At 36.3% G+C, this 17,773-nt stretch carries 15 protein-coding genes; 5 read left to right on the forward strand and 10 right to left on the reverse strand.

Annotated elements, in window-relative coordinates; translation table 11 throughout:
• Positions 1–2,119, forward strand: a 2,119-nt coding sequence (gene ppsA / locus L654_RS0122175) for a phosphoenolpyruvate synthase (protein WP_024609072.1), incomplete at its 5' end; no start/stop codon positions are given.
• 83 nt (positions 2,120–2,202) lie between these two features.
• Here ppsA and L654_RS0122180 read toward each other — a convergent pair.
• Entirely contained in the window at positions 2,203–2,412 is a 210-nt protein-coding gene (locus tag L654_RS0122180; protein ID WP_024609073.1) for a PGPGW domain-containing protein, read from the reverse strand.
• Positions 2,413–2,557: 145 nt separating this feature from the next.
• Here L654_RS0122180 and L654_RS0122185 point away from each other — a divergent pair, with 145 nt between their 5' ends.
• Positions 2,558–5,605: an FAD-binding and (Fe-S)-binding domain-containing protein gene (locus L654_RS0122185; RefSeq protein ID WP_024609074.1), complete on the forward strand. Its 3,048-nt coding sequence runs from the start codon at positions 2,558–2,560 to the stop codon at positions 5,603–5,605.
• Between the two features lie 184 nt (positions 5,606–5,789).
• Here the strand turns inward: L654_RS0122185 and L654_RS0122190 are convergent, their stop codons facing one another.
• Together L654_RS0122190 and L654_RS0122195 are read right to left on the reverse strand one after the other, a co-directional pair.
• The gene (locus tag L654_RS0122190) at positions 5,790–6,983 is read right to left on the reverse strand and encodes a cation:proton antiporter (protein ID WP_002962135.1); all 1,194 of its coding nucleotides are present in this window, start codon (positions 6,981–6,983) and stop codon (positions 5,790–5,792) included.
• Positions 6,983–8,194, reverse strand: a complete 1,212-nt coding sequence (locus tag L654_RS0122195; protein WP_007583195.1) for a tyrosine-type recombinase/integrase — start codon at positions 8,192–8,194, stop codon at positions 6,983–6,985. The genes L654_RS0122190 and L654_RS0122195 overlap by 1 nt, the downstream gene beginning before the upstream one ends.
• Before the next feature lie 149 nt (positions 8,195–8,343).
• On the opposite strand from L654_RS0122195, the gene L654_RS0122200 reads away from it, so the two are divergent.
• On the forward strand, positions 8,344–8,907 hold the full coding sequence (locus L654_RS0122200) for a YSC84-related protein (protein WP_007583197.1): 564 nt from the start codon (positions 8,344–8,346) through the stop codon (positions 8,905–8,907).
• 102 nt (positions 8,908–9,009) lie between these two features.
• On the opposite strand, the gene L654_RS0122205 is transcribed toward L654_RS0122200, so the two are convergent.
• Positions 9,010–9,219 (reverse strand): hypothetical protein, encoded by a 210-nt coding sequence (locus L654_RS0122205; RefSeq protein ID WP_024609075.1) that lies wholly within the window; start codon positions 9,217–9,219, stop codon positions 9,010–9,012.
• Between the two features lie 57 nt (positions 9,220–9,276).
• On the reverse strand, positions 9,277–9,552 hold the full coding sequence (locus L654_RS0122210; RefSeq protein ID WP_024609076.1) for a helix-turn-helix domain-containing protein: 276 nt from the start codon (positions 9,550–9,552) through the stop codon (positions 9,277–9,279).
• A 178-nt stretch (positions 9,553–9,730) separates the two neighbouring features.
• Here L654_RS0122210 and L654_RS0122215 point away from each other — a divergent pair, with 178 nt between their 5' ends.
• Positions 9,731–11,089 (forward strand): Fic family protein, encoded by a 1,359-nt coding sequence (locus L654_RS0122215; RefSeq protein ID WP_024609077.1) that lies wholly within the window; start codon positions 9,731–9,733, stop codon positions 11,087–11,089.
• Positions 11,090–11,224: 135 nt separating this feature from the next.
• On the opposite strand, the gene L654_RS0122220 is transcribed toward L654_RS0122215, so the two are convergent.
• From L654_RS0122220 to L654_RS0122235, 4 genes are all read right to left on the reverse strand, one after another.
• A complete protein-coding gene (locus tag L654_RS0122220; protein ID WP_024609078.1) occupies positions 11,225–12,256 on the reverse strand; it encodes a patatin-like phospholipase family protein in 1,032 nt (343 codons plus the stop codon).
• Positions 12,257–12,381: 125 nt separating this feature from the next.
• On the reverse strand, positions 12,382–13,788 hold the full coding sequence (locus L654_RS0122225) for an alanine/glycine:cation symporter family protein (RefSeq protein ID WP_024609079.1): 1,407 nt from the start codon (positions 13,786–13,788) through the stop codon (positions 12,382–12,384).
• Positions 13,789–13,909: 121 nt separating this feature from the next.
• Positions 13,910–14,821, reverse strand: coding sequence for an arginine deiminase-related protein (locus L654_RS0122230; protein WP_024609080.1), 912 nt, complete (start codon positions 14,819–14,821; stop codon positions 13,910–13,912).
• Positions 14,818–15,888, reverse strand: a complete 1,071-nt coding sequence (locus L654_RS0122235) for an ornithine cyclodeaminase (RefSeq protein ID WP_024609081.1) — start codon at positions 15,886–15,888, stop codon at positions 14,818–14,820. Before L654_RS0122235 ends, L654_RS0122230 begins: the two co-directional genes overlap by 4 nt.
• 171 nt (positions 15,889–16,059) lie before the next feature.
• On the opposite strand from L654_RS0122235, the gene L654_RS0122240 reads away from it, so the two are divergent.
• Positions 16,060–16,491, forward strand: coding sequence for an Lrp/AsnC family transcriptional regulator (locus L654_RS0122240; RefSeq protein WP_024609082.1), 432 nt, complete (start codon positions 16,060–16,062; stop codon positions 16,489–16,491).
• 300 nt (positions 16,492–16,791) lie between these two features.
• On the opposite strand, the gene L654_RS0122245 is transcribed toward L654_RS0122240, so the two are convergent.
• Positions 16,792–17,766: a transposase gene (locus tag L654_RS0122245; protein ID WP_024609083.1), complete on the reverse strand. Its 975-nt coding sequence runs from the start codon at positions 17,764–17,766 to the stop codon at positions 16,792–16,794.
• Positions 17,767–17,773 lie beyond the last annotated feature (7 nt).

Raw genomic sequence — 17,773 nt, forward strand, 5'->3', positions numbered from 1 at the left:
CCGCCAATGGATAATCGACACACCATTCCAACCAAACCTAGATCAAGCCATTCGCGACGCATATAGCCAACTTCATGGCGATACTGCAGCAGATGTATCATTCGCAGTACGTTCATCAGCTACCGCTGAAGATATGCCAGATGCATCATTCGCAGGCCAGCAAGAAACTTTCCTTAACGTTGTTGGTATCGATTCAGTCATGGTCGCTATTAAACACGTATTTGCTTCATTATTTAACGACCGTGCAATCTCGTATCGTGTTCACCAAGGTTACGATCACCGTGGTGTGGCCCTATCAGCGGGTATTCAGCGCATGGTACGTTCAGATAAATCAGCATCTGGCGTAATGTTTAGCATTGATACAGAGTCTGGTTTTGAAGACGTTGTATTTATTACATCAAGCTACGGCTTAGGTGAAATGGTTGTACAGGGCGCAGTTAACCCTGATGAGTTTTATGTTCATAAACCAACACTCCTTAAAAATAAACCTTCAGTAGTACGTCGTAACATTGGTTCTAAAGCCATTCAAATGATTTACTCAGAAGATAAAGCACACGGTAAGCAAGTAGACATCGTTGATGTTGCCCCTGAGCTTTCAAATAAATTTTCGATTACAGATGAAGAAGTGCAAGAACTTGCCAAGCAAGCTGTAATCATCGAAAAACATTACGGTCGTCCTATGGACATCGAATGGGCAAAAGACGGTAACGACGGCAAACTATATATAGTTCAAGCACGTCCAGAAACTGTACGCTCAAACGAAGACTCTAACGTAATGGAACGCTTTCAATTAAATGGTACAAGCAACGTTGTTGTTGAAGGCCGTGCAATTGGTCATAAAATTGGTAGCGGTGTTGTTCGTGTTCTTGATTCAATCAAAGAAATGGATCAGGTACAAGTAGGCGATATTTTAGTTACCGATATGACCGACCCTGATTGGGAACCAATCATGAAACGTGCAGCAGCGATTGTTACAAATCGTGGTGGACGTACGTGTCACGCGGCAATCATTGCACGCGAACTTGGTATTCCGGCAGTGGTAGGCTGTGGCAACGCAACTGATTTAATTAAAGCGGGCCAAGAAGTAACAGTATCGTGCGCCGAAGGCGATACCGGCTTTATTTACGAAGGTATTTTAGATTTTGAAATACTAACGTCACGCGTTGATAAAATGCCAGAACTACCAATGAAAGTTATGATGAACGTGGGTAACCCCGATCGTGCATTTGACTTTGCACGCTTACCGCATGCAGGTGTTGGCCTTGCGCGAGTTGAATTTATTATCAACCGTATGATTGGCGTTCATCCTAAAGCGTTATTAAATTTTGATGCTCAAACAGATGCATTAAAAGCAGAAATTACTGACATGATTGCCGGTTACGAATCACCAGTAGAGTTTTACATAACAAAACTGGTTGAAGGTATTTCTACTCTAGGGTGTGCATTTGCACCAGAGCGTGTAATTGTTCGTATGTCTGATTTTAAATCAAACGAATACGCAAACCTAGTTGGCGGTCAGCAATACGAGCCAGAAGAAGAAAACCCAATGATTGGTTTTCGTGGTGCAGCCCGTTATATCTCTGAAGACTTCCGCGATTGTTTTGCACTAGAATGTGAAGCTATAAAACGCGTAAGAAACGACATGGATATGGCTAACATAGAAATCATGATCCCATTCGTACGTACCCTTGAAGAAGGCAAACGCGTAATTGAATTACTAGAAGAACATGGCCTTAAACGCGGCGATAATGGTCTTAAAGTAATCATGATGTGTGAGCTACCTTCAAATGCATTACTTGCAGATGAATTCTTAGAAATGTTTGATGGTTTTTCTATCGGCTCTAACGATTTAACACAGTTAACGCTTGGTCTTGACCGTGATTCTGGTTTAATCGCACATTTATTTGATGAGCGTGACCCTGCAATTAAAAAGCTACTTTCTATGGCAATTAAAACAGCTAAAGCAAAAGGAAAGTACGTAGGTATTTGTGGCCAAGGTCCTTCAGATCATGAAGACTTTGCAGCATGGTTAGTAGAGCAGGGTATTGACTCTGTTTCACTAAATCCAGATACAGTAATAGAAACATGGTTATACCTAGCTAAAAAATTAGCAAAGTAATAAATAGGTAAGCTATAAATATGTAAGCTATAAAAATGCCAGCCATGTATTGCTGGCATTTTTTATGCTCAATTAAAAGTGAATTAACGGGCTAATTTTTTATCTAAATAAGCACATGATTTAGTTAACGCCTTTTGACAAAATGATAAGTAATGTCGTGCTTTAGGATAGTAAAACGAAAAACACAATAAACCCGCCATAAAAAATATAAGTGAAGGACCAGGTACAACCGCAAAAAATAATCCTAGCAAAATAAATAACACGCCACTGATCTGTAATAGTAATTTTTTCATATAACACACCTCATTACTTGTTAACTTGAGTATAATTTAAGCTGCATTAAAATCGACTAAAAGAGTGTTACAAACTGTAAAATCTTCAATTTCTATTCGCCATCACCATGATATAATTAGTCAAATGCCCTAAAATATCGCCGTCATGATAGCAACAATTACACAGCAAGATGCCGCGACAGAACTTGTCGCAAACTACCTAAATACCATTGCAAACCAAGGTTTTACCGGAGATACCGACGCAAGTTATGCAACGCGTATTACCGCTTCAACCGATAACAGTGTGTATCAGCAAATACCGCAAGGTGTTATTTTTCCAAAAAGTGAAAAAGATATTCAGCTCGCATTGCAAACAGCATCTCGCGACCCGTTTTTATCATTAACTTTTGGTCCTCGTGGCGGTGGAACAGGCACTAACGGACAATCGTTAACACCTGGTATTGTTGTAGATTTGTCTCGCTATATGCGCGAAATCCTCGAAATAAATGTAGAAGAAGGCTGGGTACGCGTTCAAACCGGCGTAATAAAAGATCAACTTAATGACTTTTTAAAACCTTATGGCTTTTTCTTCTCACCCGATTTATCTACCAGTAACAGGGCAACTATTGGTGGCATGATAAGTACTGACGCATCGGGGCAAGGCTCGTTAGTTTACGGTAAAACGAGCGATCATGTTTTAGGGCTAACAACTTATTTAGTTGATGGCACACCTATGTGCACCTCCCCAATAGACATCGACAAAGCACAAATTATAGCGAATCAAGACTCACTAATTGGTAGTTTATATAAAACAGTTTTAGATATATCAGTTAATGAACGCGCTGCTATTTTAGCTAAGTTTCCACGGTTAAATCGTTTTTTAACCGGCTACGACCTAGAGCATGTACTAAGTGATGACTTACTTACCTTTGACATGAGCCGACTAATAACGGGTTCAGAAGGCTCATTAGGTATAGTAACTGAAGCAAAATTAAACCTAACGCCTATTGCCGAATTCAAAACGCTTATTAATATTAAGTATGATAGTTTTGACTCAGCACTTCGTCATTCACCATTTTTAGTCGATGCACGTGCAACATCGGTAGAAACCGTTGATAGCAAAGTTTTAAACTTAGCGCGTGAAGATATCATTTGGAATTTAGTATCGGACTTAATAACCGACGTACCAAATAAAGATATGCAAGGCCTTAACATGGTCGAGTTTAATGCAGTATCAAACGATGATATAAAAGACAAAGTAGACACGCTTTGTAAGCTTCTAGATGAATGCGTAAAAAATCAAACTAATGGCGTTATTGGTTATCAGTTAACCAGTGATAAAAGCGATATACTAAAAATTTACGCAATGCGTAAAAAGTCAGTGGGTTTATTAGGTAATGTAAAAGGCAGCCAAAAACCTCTCGCCTTTGCAGAAGACACCGCTGTACCGCCTGAAAATTTAGCAGATTATATTGTCGAATTTAGAGCATTACTCGACAGTCATAATTTACAGTATGGTATGTTTGGCCATGTTGATGCGGGCGTTTTACACGTACGCCCAGCACTTGATATGTGTGACCCAGAACAAGAAAAACTACTTAGAACTATTTCAGATCAGGTCGTAAAACTAACCGCTAAGTACGGCGGTTTAATGTGGGGCGAGCACGGTAAAGGTTACCGTAGTGAATATAGCCCTGAGTTTTTTGGTGAGCATTTATATACGCAACTTCGAAAAATAAAAACAGCTTTCGATCCTAACAATCGCATTAACCCCGGTAAAATATGTACTCCTATCGATAGTGAAGACTCACTAGTTAGTGTAGATGGACAAAAGAGATCGCACTTCGATAAGCAAATATCAATAGAAGTTAAAACCAGTTTTAACAATGCAATGACCTGTAATGGTAATGGCATATGCTTTAATTACGATGAAAGTTCACCTATGTGTCCATCGTATAAAGTAACTGGCGATCGCCGTAATTCACCAAAAGGACGCGCAAGTTTAATGCGCGAATGGCTTCGTCTACAAGAGTCAAAAAATGTAGATTTGCTCGAAGTAGAAAAACAACTTAACAAAGGTGAAGTCATTACCTGGTGGGAACGTTTTGTTCATAGCCGCGAAAAACGAAAAGGTATTTACGACTTTTCTCACGAAGTAAAGGCGTCAATGGATGAATGTTTAGCGTGTAAGGCATGTACAACTGCATGCCCAATTAAAGTAGATGTACCCACTTTTCGTTCGCGCTTTTTAAATTATTATCATAGTTATTATGCACGCCCGCTAAAAGATTACCTTGTTGGTAACATAGAAAATAGCGCGCCATTAATGGCAAAGTTCGCTAAAGTTATAAATCCAATTGTTAAAACATCATTAGTTAGTAATGTTATTAAAAAAACGGTTGGCTATGTTGATACACCACAGTTAAGTATTCCTGCACTTTCAAAGCGTGTTACTAAAATACAAAAATTCGATTTTGACTTATTAAATAAATTAAATGCAGAGCAACAAAGTGAATATGTATTAATAGTACAAGACCCATTTACGAGCTTTTACGAAGCCGAATTAGTAGAAAGTTTTATTACTTTAATAACCCAACTTGGCAAAAAACCAATGCTATTACCTTTTAAACCAAATGGTAAACCGCAACACGTAAAAGGTTTTTTGCATGAATTTAAAGTTACAGCTAAAAATGCAGCCGAGTTTTTAAATAAATTAAATGATATTAATGCACCGTTAGTCGGTTTAGATGCGTCACTCGTTATGTGTTATCGCGATGAATATAATACAATTTTAGAAAATAACCGTGGCGAATTTAATGTGCAGCTTGCTCATGAATGGCTAGAAACACAATCGTTTAAATCACTAAGCGCAAAGCAAAATACAGATACCGAATTTACATTACTGAGTCATTGTACTGAAACAACTGCGCTGCCAAAAGCAGCAAATGTATGGCAAACAATTTTCAATGATATTGGTTTAACATTAAAAACAACAAATACAGGTTGTTGTGGAATGGCGGGAACTTATGGCCACGAAGCACAAAATCAAGATAACTCACGTGCGCTTTACGAAATGAGCTGGAAACCAATTGTAGATAAAAATAAACCTGAGCAACTTTTATCTACGGGATTTTCTTGTCGTAGCCAAGTTAAACGTTTTGAAAAGTTTAAACCAAAACACCCAATTGAATTACTAGCACAGGTTCTTAAATAACTTTATAAAATAAGAGTGCTTAAATAAGATCACTTATATAAGAGTACTTAAATATTTTTATCTAAATACAAATTAGTAAATTATTTATTAAATAAAAAAAGGCGCAACGATTAACTTCATCAGTGATGAAAATAACCGTTACGCCTTTTTTAATACGTATTCTTAATTTACCTAGTTTAAATAATTATTTTTTAACAAAACTATCAGCAATAGGTTTAGTGCTAATACCATGTATAAATACACTAAACAGAATAGTCGTCATTGCTATTGTCGCTATTTGATATTTGTTTTCTATTTGCGTATCTATCACCATCAATGTAAAAACAATAGATGCTAATCCTCTTGGCCCAAACCACGCAAATGTAAAACGCTCTTTAATACTCAATGCCGTAAACTGCAGAGACAGCATAACTGGAATTATTCTAATCAATGTTGTACTTAACAAAGCGTAAATTATAATTTCAGTATTTAATTTAGGAATAACTAAGTAAGCACAAACAAACCCGAACAAGCACCAAATCATTAACGATGTGAAATCTGCTATGTGCTCTGAGTCTTCAATTAATTCTGTTCTAACTTCTTCGGTCGAAAATTTATCAAATAATAAGCCTGCAATAAACACCGCAATAAAACCACTGCCATGAAAATACTGAGTGACAGAAAATACAGCCATTGCAAAACCGAGTAATAAAAATGGACTGGTATTTTGTGCAAAGTAATGACGTTTCATTGCAAAGTTTAAACTCGGTATAAAAACAGCAATACTTGTAATAGCTATTAATAAAGCCAAGCCAAGCTCTCGTCCAAACACACTTAATGTTTGTGTTGCGGTAATAGCTGAATCAGGATTTTTAGCGAGTAATATAAATATTAAAAATATGGGTACGCATAATCCATCGTTCAAACCACTTTCAGTATTTATTCCTTCGCGTATTTTTTCAGGTACTTGTGTACTTGCTAATAGCCCTTTACTTAAAGCTGCATCGGTAGGCGTTAAAATAATAGCGAGCAAAGCCGCTTGAATAAGTGAAAGCTCAGCAAAGAAAAATAAAGCAACAGCAATACCGAGTAATAAAGTTAAGGGTAGGGCAACAAACAACAGTAAACTAGGATACTGAAAACTATGCCTTAATACACTTAGCTTTGATTTAGCTGCATCAGAAAATAAAAATATACTTAGCGTAAGCTCTATAAATGGTAATAAAAGATCAACGCCTTCTTTTATTTTATGCCCTTCGTTGGGTAGCATTGAAGCTAAACATATTCCGCCAACAACAAAAAACATTGGGCCTGTTACTTCTGTTTTTTCTAACTGGCGAAGTGTTAAAGAATAAATTAAAAATAATCCGCCTATAAATGCTATTACTAAATACTCCATTAAATTTTCCTTTTAAGTCCTGACTTTGCTCGCTCTTTAATATTTGTTTGAATATAAATTTGATCGGTAGTCGCAATTTTAGAATGGCCTAAATCTTCCGATAAATGTTTAAGCGGTCTGGTTTGCGCATCATGTGTGGCACCAGTATGACGAAGCCAATGTGCAGTTGCAGCGCCAAGTTGTTCAGCATCATCCTTAAAACCATCATCAAGTAATGATTGCTGTGCATAATCAAAACTTTGTTGAACTAAACGCCTAATTTGCCTTACGGTCATACCACCTTGCCCGCGAATTTTATGAACCAAAGGATCTGATTCATCAACACGGGGAAGGGCAGGTAAACCTCTGTATAGTCTATAACGTTTTAAATATTCAACAAAATCATCGCTTAAGGTTACATCTCGTAATTTATTACCTTTGCCCATAATACGTAAAAACCAGAAACCATCATTATCTTGCCAAAAATGAGACATCACCGGCGACCACTGTGGGCGCTCAGATAATTCTGAGATTCGTAAATAAAGACCTTTTAAGCAGGCAAGCGTAAATAAGTTTCGCTCTAAATCAGGGTTATGTTCGCATAAATCACGCGTTACACCAAAAACGTATTCCCATTGAATATCGCTTAATGTGTCTGGAATTTGAATTTGTGATTGAACAACTAAGTACGGACTATTTTTTTTAACAACAGGGACAAAGTTAGCAAATGTTTTTTCTTCTAGTAAGGCAAACTTATAAAACACATTTAATGCTGTAAACATAGACGATAAAGTTTGCTGACTAGCAATGGATTCTTTAAGCATAAAAGGGCGCCAGTTTTGGTTTAATCGACGAATTCCTTGTTCATCTTTATAACGCCATTGCACTGAAGTTGCAGCCCATGCTTTATCGGGTTCAACCATAAAATCAACGTAAGCTTCAATATCTTCACGTTTTAAATCGAATACTGATTTTTCTGCGATTAACCACGACCATAAATAAAAGCGTTCAAGCTCATTTCGAAAACGACTATAAGTGGCTTCTGACTTTCGGCCATAAACATATAAAAACTGATACAAGAATGTCAGATCAGCTTTTGATTCAGTTACAGTCAAGCCAATTTCCTGTATAAAGGATGCAAGTTCTGGGTATTCTGAATTGAGAGTACCGTCATCTAGATGGGCAATTTGATATCTTAATTGTTTTAACGTATCAACCAAAGCAACAAGCATAATGTATAAATATTCAATTAAATAATAGACACACAGAATAACGTTAAAGTCCGATACTGTCTAGTATTGGACATAGTAAAGCTCTAATTATTTTAATACCGTGATTATTCTATGGTTGTTGGTTGCTATATCTTATTAAGGAAAACATTATGAAAAAACTAATTATACTAAGCGTACTTGCTTTAACAGTTGCGTTAACTGGGTGTGCTACTACAGGTAGTGCATCACCAAGCGAAAAACGTTCACTTGTACAAAGTATGAAAGCAAACACATTAGATAAATTATACGCTGAAAAACCTGATGTTAAAAAACAAATTGCTAACTCTGCTGGTTATGCTGTATTCGATAACGCGAATGTAAATGTAGTGCTTGCTAGCTTTGGCGGTGGTTACGGTGTTGTTAGAAATAATCTTACAGGTAAATCGACTTACATGAATATGGGCGAAGCCGGTTTAGGACTTGGCTTAGGCGTTAAAGATTTTAACGTTGTAATGGTTTTTCATAACCAAGCTGCATTAAACAGATTTATTGAACATGGTTGGGCATTTGGCGGAAACGCTGATGCAGCAGCAAAATATGAAGATAAAGGCGGTGCACTGGTTGCCGAAGCGATTGCAGATCAAGTTACTGTATATTCTGTAACCGAAAACGGCCTTGCACTACAAGCTGTATTAAAAGGAACTAAGTTTTGGGTTGATTCAGAGCTTAATTAACCACCAAGTTACTCTCCTAAAAGCGAGCTGGTTTGTATAATCACGCTCGCTTTATTAAAACCCACTCAATTTAACATAACGTAATTTATGGGTGGTCTTGTATCACGCTATTTCTTCTTTCGCTTCTTTCTGGCTTTGCTTCTTTTTTGTGTTTGAAGGTGCACAGTGATCAGCCACTATCTGTGCCGGTTCATGCCCCGGCTTTAACAACGTATCAATATGTTCATCTTCAATACTCACATATTTATCTTTTGCATTATCTGTATTTTCATTGTTATTAAAGATATTTGTAGAATCAAAATTATTCCACAAATCCTCTTCGCTTAAGTTTGAAGAACTATGACCTGGTTTATTCTCAGGTAAAGCTATCTACTTAAGATTTAAAAAATCTGGATTAACTTCGTAATCAGTCATCTTTCCAATATTTTGATGGCTATTAAACAGACCTAATGTAACTAGTTTTGAAGCAGCTGAATAAGCAGTTTGCTTTGAACAATTACAAACACTCGCAATATTAGAAAGAGATATTGATTCCCCCTTACTCGAAAGATACAACATTCTCATACACACCAATTGCTCAACTGGTTTTAATGAATAAAATTTATAATCTGTATTAAACAAATACTCTATTAATGAACTATCCATTTTATACCCGTATATATTTTTAACTGGTTTAAATAACCATCCTATCTAAATTTAAATTATCCATAGAATAAGATGAAATATGTCCTCTACTTATATTTGCTCATAATTATTTATTTGACTTTCACTCATTAAATGTCAGTATACAAGGTATATAACTCAAAAATCAAAAGTTGAGATGATGGCTAAACCAATAGTAGAAAGAGCACCAAAATTCAGTATGAAAGACTTTGATTTTCAAAAGGTTGAAGATATTTTTCATGATTATGCTGAGGTTGATGATAAAGGTCGGTATTTACATTGGAGCGTACTTAAATGGAGACTTCCTCAAAATGATGCAAAGAGAATTTGGTCTTTAATTAAATTTAAAAGAACTATGCAAGTAAAATACTTACATATTACCGATGATAATGAAGAACTTTTTTATTATTGCATCCCTCATTCAATGGAGGCAAAACTTCACAAAGTAATTCAAATTGCAGGAGGTAGTATTGCTAGCGTTGCAGGAAATGTTGCCTCTGACAACATTCAGAAGAAGTTTTTAGTTTCATCTCTAATGATGGAAGAAGCAATTACAAGTGCTCAACTTGAAGGAGCTTCTACTACGAGAGAAGTGGCAAAAAAAATGCTTGAAGATGAGCGGGAACCTATTGATGAAGATGAAAGAATGATCATCAATAACTTCTTATTGCTTAAACATGCAGAAAAGATGAAAAATGAAAATTTAACTTTGGATTTGATTCTAGATTTCCATAGAATAGCTACTTTACACACAACCGAAAATAATGTTGTCCCTGGTGAATTTAGAAAAAATAATGACATTCATGTTAGAGACTATCAAGGTGAAGTTGCTCATCAACCACCTTGTTATAAAAAGATTGAAGAGAGGCTTTTTGACTTATGCGAATTTGCAAATTCAGATCATAGCGGTGCTGAAGAAGCGAGTCCATTCATTCCACCTGTTATTAAGGCAATTATTCTTCATTTTATGATTGGCTTCGAACATCCATTTAGGGATGGTAATGGTAGAACCGCTAGAGCTATTTTTTATTGGTTTATGTTAAAACATGAATATGATTTATTTAAATATGTTTCTATAAGCAAACTTCTAAAAAATGATCCAAAAGGCTATGGGCTTTCATATTTATATACAGAGAAAGATAATAATGACTTAACTTATTTTATTGATTTCCAATTAGATATAATTTTAGCTGCATTTGATGAATTACAAGATTATTTAAAAGTTAAAACTGACGAATTCTACCAAGTAGTTGAGTTATTAGATGACTCAAGATTTAGTGGTTTGAATTTCGTACAAAAAGATATTATAAAAAAAGCAACTAAAGAACCTGGAAGAATATTTACAGTTAAAGAAGTATCTAACTCATATGCTATTTCAGATAATACTGCTAGAAAAAATTTGAACGCTTTAGTTACAGAAAAACTTATTTACTCATTAAAAGATGGCCGAAGTACTAATTATATCTCATCGAATAACCTTATACAGAGGTTAAGTGCTAAGAAAATTAGAAAGGTTTAGTTTATCTTTTATTTATAAATAACTGTTTAAATTATAATTACTTTACGATTGAAAAGGGCTTTGCCCTTTTCTTATTTACTACATATCGTAATTTATAACTTTGAGTTATTTTATGTTGCCTTAAATAGTATATGTTTAAAAGTTTGATCTTAGAGTGATTTTTTCATCAAACGCTTCAGCCAACTTTTCAGTTTCACTAAATACAGTATTCCAATATTTAATACGTATATCTGCATCAAGATCGGTAAAGTCGTTTCTGTCTGGGATTTTTCCGTAAGGCAAGCCGGCTATAAATTCTTTTGATGGAGTAATCATCACAACGTTATCGTAATTAAGTGTTGATACTTTGCGTTTTAAATTTTTATCGAACCAGCCTGCTTTTGGTTCACTATTAAAGTGCGGATATAAAATTAAGCCAGGGTTATTAATTTTTAAATCAAAGTGGTAATCAATTATTCCGCCATCGCGATATATTCCTTGCGGCGAGCCTGCAATATTTTTTATGCCTTGCATAACAAGTGGTATAGAGCCCGATGCAAGTAATGCATCTTTTAAATTATGTTGAGTAAGCGCTATGTTTTGCGTTTTAAAATTGTAGGTGTCGGTAATTGATAAGTCACTTGTTGCAGGACCAAATATAAAACGCTCATACTGCGCGCCTAATAATTTTCGGTTAACGCGGTTTAACATATAACTTTTTGATAAACCCATTAACTGTATTAATTTATTTTCGCTGGCAATAAAACCATTCGACTTTGCTACAATAAAGTGCGCTTTAAATATTGGGTTATTTATAATTTCGGTGACGCCGTTATCGCCAAAAACATCTTCAAGTAATGCGCGCGCTTTTATTGTGATTTCACTTGGTGTTGGTTTATTACTTGAGTACCTAGTTTGCGAATACGATTTTGCTAATCGCTCAATAGCAGCAACGGGATCGTTTTGTGCAAAACACGCAGAGCGAAAAGCGCCAGCAGATGAGCCAATTAAATTAAGTGGTTGGGTACGGTTTTTAAAAAATTCACCAAAAATATATTTATCTAAACCAAATAATGTAAACCATTTAGGGCCGCCACTTGCACCTAAAAAAGAGGTGAAAAGTTCAGGTTTAAAGCCCTGTTCGTTAATAATTTTAGCCGCTGTTTTCCCTGCGTGAATCTCGATCATCTAAAAATTGTGCCTTTATTTTGGTTGCTGTAGTTATTTTACAACACTGGAAGTGAATATTTATGCAAAACAAAAAGCGGCTTTATGTTGCCATAAAACCGCTTTTTATAGTTAAGTGTGCTGAATTAGTCCCAAATGCCGTCTTCGCATTTGCCCTGTACTTTTACATCTTTTACTTTAAATTCGGGCTCTAGACCTTTGTCTCTTTGTGCGTGGTAATCGCTCGTAACAGACAAAATAGTCGGCGTTAACAGTATAATAGCGATAACGTTAACCACTGTCATTAACCCTAAGGCAATATCGGCTAAATCCCAGACTTCTTTTAATGTGGCCGACGCGCCCCACAACATCATTGATAAATAAAGCAAAGTGTAAATGCCGCGCCCTACTTTGTTGTCGAGCTTAAATAAGTGCAAGTTACTCTCTGCATAGGCGTAGTTTGCCACCACTGATGTAAAAGCAAATAAGGTTATAGCGGCTGCTACAAAGTAAACACCACCTTGTGCTAAGTGAGCGGTCATCGCGCTTTGTGTTAAACGAATGCCTTCCATTTCACCGCTTATGTCTATATCGGCTAATAAAATGATCACAGCGGTACAGCTACACAGTACTATTGTATCGAAAAATACGCCTAGCATTTGTATGTAACCTTGCGTTACAGGATGATTAGGAATTGGGCTGGCACTTGCTGAAGCATGTGGCACACTACCTGCACCGGCCTCATTAGAATATAAACCACGTTGAATACCGTTTTTAATCGCAGCGCCCATTGCACCGGCGCCTGCTTCTTGTAAACCAAACGCTGATAAAAATATATCTTTAAGCATGGCGGGTACTTGCGTGAAATTTATAATCGTAATAATTACCGCAGCAAGTACAAACACAATGCCCATTATTGGCACAACACGCTCTGCAAATCGGGCAATTGCTTTAAAGCCACCGAGTATAATTGAGCCTGCTAGTACGGTAATAACTAGGCCTGAATAAAATGTAGGAACTTCAAACGCGTAATTAAGTGCGTCGGTAATTGTGTTCGTTTGCATTGCGCTAAACGTAAAGCCGTAACCTAAAAACAAACACGCGGCAAACACAATGGCAAACGCCCGGCTACCCAAACCTTGTTGAATATAATACGCAGGGCCGCCTCTAAACTCGCCGCCACTATCACGCACTTTATATACTTGCCCAAGTACGCTTTCGGCAAAGCCTGTAGCCATACCCAATATGGCTATAACCCACATCCAAAATATAGCGCCGCTGCCGCCAAGTGAAATTGCAACCGCTACACCGGCTAAATTACCGGTACCTACTCGTGCACAAAGCCCTGTACACAACGCTTGGAATGAGGAAATATCGTTTTTCTTACATTTGCTACTGCCTTTTAAAAGGCTAAACATATGTTTAAATTTAAGTATTTGAATTGCCTTTAATCGTACTGAAAACCATACCCCCGTAAACAAGAGTATATAAATAAGTACCTGACCTTCTCCCCATAAAAGGTTGTTTACGCTTTTGACGACGGTATCGAACATTGCTAATTCCTTCTTATATTTTTTATATTGATACCCTTTTTTGGGTATAACGGCATTTGCTTGCGACATCGACTAAAAATTTAATGCAAATAAGGCAGCTAAGCTGCCTTAAAACTATACATTATTTATTTTGCAAATGAACTCCTGCAATCATGCACCTAACTGAGCCACCAGCCGACTCAATAGTAGGTATAGGTAATGGCACAAGCTTAGCCGTTTTTTGTATAACTGTTATTTGTGCCGGCGTAAGTGCATTAAACGCAGTTTGCGATAACGCTAAAATACGACCATTTTTACCTTGTAGCTCAATAGCATTGCCACAAAAGTTATTAATTTGCTCAAGCGTTAAATCGATCACTTGATGATGGCTTTTCAAAAAATGTTTAGCTAACTGTGCACTTTGTTCAATTGGCACCATATTTAAACTGATCATTACAAATTTTGTAGCAATACACATTAAAACATTAGTGTGATAAACCGCAGTTCCTTGCTCGTCATATGCGTTAAACACTATGGGTGATAGTTTTAATTGCTCACATATTGTATTAACCACCGACTTGGTAGTTCTTTTTGATTCTACCGCGTAAGCGAGTTTATTTTGATGATCGATAACCAGTGAACCAGTGCCTTCAAGGAATGAATTTTCTTTCGATAAAAATGAATAATCAGTCACTGAAGACACTTTATAGTGATCCGTTAAAAAATCAATAATATCTTTTCGATATTCTAACCTTCTGTTTTCTACAAACATTGGATAGATTATTAATTGGCCACTTTGATGAGTTGAAAACCAATTGTTAGGAAAAACTGAATCGGGAGTGTGTGTTTGCTCATCTTCAAAAAGGTGAACTGTTACCCCTTCATTTTTTAATATTTGTACGGCATTAGTCACTTCTTTAAATGCTTGTTCACTTTGATTTTGTGCTAAACATTCACTTTGAAATGCGTTATCGAGCATTGTGTGTGGGTTAGATGTAAAGTGATGCGGCCTTACCATCACTACAGCTCTGGGGGCTTGGTTTACTTCGCTCATGCCACGTGCTCTTTTACTAATGGTTGATCACTAAGCACTGAAAATAAATTACGAGGGTCCGCTTGTTGTGTAATTAAATCAAGCACAGCAAACTCGCCCGTTTTAATTAACTCATCGCGTATAAATACCAGTGCGGTAAAGTCTTCGCTCGCAAAGCCAACGCCGTCAAAAATGGTTAATTCATCTTGGCTAGTACGCCCAAGCGACTGCTTATTAATAACGTTATGAAACTCAGTTACTGTAAAGCTTGGACTCATTTGTTGAATTTCGCCCTCTATTCGAGTTTGCGGCTCGTACTCAACAAATACATTAGCACGCTCAAGCAATCTAGCATCTAACTCTGTTTTACCTGGGCAATCACCACCTATGGCATTAATGTGCACACCTTGTGGGATCATGTCATTTGTTAAAATAGTGGCGTTAGTTTTATCAGCAGTACAGGTAGTGATAATATCTGCCCCTTTTACTGCCTCTTGTACACTATTACAAATAGCCACGTTTAACCCGCATGTACTTAAATTAGCAAATGCTTTTTTAGAGGCGCTTTTATCTATATCGTATAAACGAATATGCGTAATACCTATTACCGCTTTAAAAGCGAGTGCCTGAAACTCTGATTGAGCGCCATTGCCTATTAAAGTAAGGGTTGTTGAGTTTTTAGGTGCTAAATATTTAGCTACCATTGCAGAAGTTGCGGCTGTACGTAGTGCTGTTAGTAAACACATTTCGCTTATCATAACCGGATAGCCACTATCTACATCGGCTAAAATACCAAATGCAGCGACTGTTTGAAGTTCTCTAAAGGTGTTTTTTGGGTGACCATTTACATATTTACAGCTGAACATTTGGCCATCACTCACTGGCATTAGCTCTATTACACCCTCTGGTGAGTGTGCTGCATAGCGAGGTGACTTATCAAACTCAGTCCAACGGGCAAAGTCGGTTTCTAATTTATGTGTTAGATCTAGCAAAACGTTTTCGACCCCTAAGCTATTTATAAGCTTAGCCATTGCCTGAACGCTAATAAATGGAACGCCTTGTTTTGGCTGTGCTATAAAATGACTCATGCTGAAACCTCTTGAATAATGTATTAGTTAATTTAAAACAAGTTTAACGAGGCTACGTGCTATTTAATATGGCAATTAATTGCACAAATAGTACTAATTTTTATCATTTTGCTATGAAGTTATGTACAATTTATGTATTTTGGTCAGTAACTTCTTTTAAAGGTTTGATTTATGACTCCTTACATTTATGACTCTCTTGATAATGCTTTAATAGCAGAATTACGAAAAGACGGCCGCGCTTCTGTTTCAGCTTTAACCAGTTCTTTAAATGTATCACGCGGGACAGTGCAAAATAGGTTAGACAGATTAGTTAGCTCAGGCGCAATATTAGGGTTTACTGTACGCGTTCACGAACACATTGAAACAGAAGCCGTGCGCGCAATTATGATGATAGAAGTCGTTGGTAAATCTACCTCACAAGTAATTAAAACAATGCGCGGAATACCCGAGCTTATAAAATTACACACCACCAATGGTGCATGGGATTTAGTTGCAGAACTACAAGCTGCAAATTTAAGTGAGTTTGATGGAGTGTTAAGGCAAGTACGCGAAATTGACGGTATTTTAAATAGTGAAACAAGCATATTGCTTTCATCAACTTAAGTTTTTTTTAATATTTAAAGAATACTTAAATGAAGAATATTTAAATGACACCCATTTATAATGTTTTAAGTATTCACAATGATTTTTTACTATTTTAAAATTTAGAATGACACCCATTTAAATTTTTTAAAAGTGAGGAACTAAACACTTAAAAATTATTTATTGTGTCTTTATATGCGGTTAATTCCCTTAGCTACATCAACCAATTTATTAGAAGCTTCTATTTATCTAAATCGCAGATGAGTTAAAACCCTGAGCACATTCAGTCTAAACTTTGATAAGTTGTATTAAATAGTAAAACTAAGCAGTTAAAGCTTGGCTATTTTTGATATTTGGTCGTCGTTTGAAATGTTGGTTATTGCAGTAGATTTCTATATTTTCGGCTTTACCAACAGCACCATGAAATATCTTAGTAAAGCGGGTTGTTAGTTTAAGCCAGTTTTTTTCGGTTATGTTTAATGTTTTTAATATAGGCGTTGTACTTTGATTTATATAACCTGGTTTGTCTGCCCTTATGCACTTTCCTGTTTGCTCTACTAATTCTAGATAGTTTTTAAACTCAAATGGTAAACCTTTACTTATCTTTTGTGAGAGCTTTCCTACAAATTTAGCTAAAAACTTTGGCTGATTACCTGCTATTGCATGTTCAATTCGTTTTTTAATACTGGTAAATGATGATGTTTGAATGCTCTGTGAAACTTTTGCCCTTATAGGATTTAAGTCAACATATGCCATGCAAGCTAATAGTGCGGGCTCATCCAGTAAAGCTTGAGATTTAAAGCGCCCCTCCCAAAAACGGCCTGTACAATCGTCTTCTTTATTAGCTTGCCTTGCTATATTCTCGTTTAACGAACGCATAAACCAAGAAATATCTTTTAAACGATTTTTGAATTTCACTATACTATGTTTTAGTAACATTTTTTCTATATCTGATAGCGATTCACCTTCAAGGTTACGCTTTGATATATTCGTCCCTTTAAATGCTTTATGCCACCTTATACAAACAGCTCTATCTGTAAGCCTATTTGCTTTTTTATCATCTATATAAAGTACTAAATGTGTATGGTTACTCATTACCGCGTAAGCACAAATATCAATACAAAATACCTTCGCCAAAAATAATAAACGTTCCTCTACCCAATCTCTACGATGCTCATAGCTTTTGCCTGTTTGTGTATCAATTCCACATAGGTAAGCACGTCTCACACACCGAGAAATACAGTGATAGTAACGTGTATTGGAGAGGCTTATTTGTTTTTTTCGTGCAGTAGCCACAGGCATC

Origin of the sequence: Pseudoalteromonas sp. TAB23 (genome assembly GCF_000498075.1) — a bacterium.
Classification (GTDB): domain Bacteria; phylum Pseudomonadota; class Gammaproteobacteria; order Enterobacterales; family Alteromonadaceae; genus Pseudoalteromonas; species Pseudoalteromonas arctica.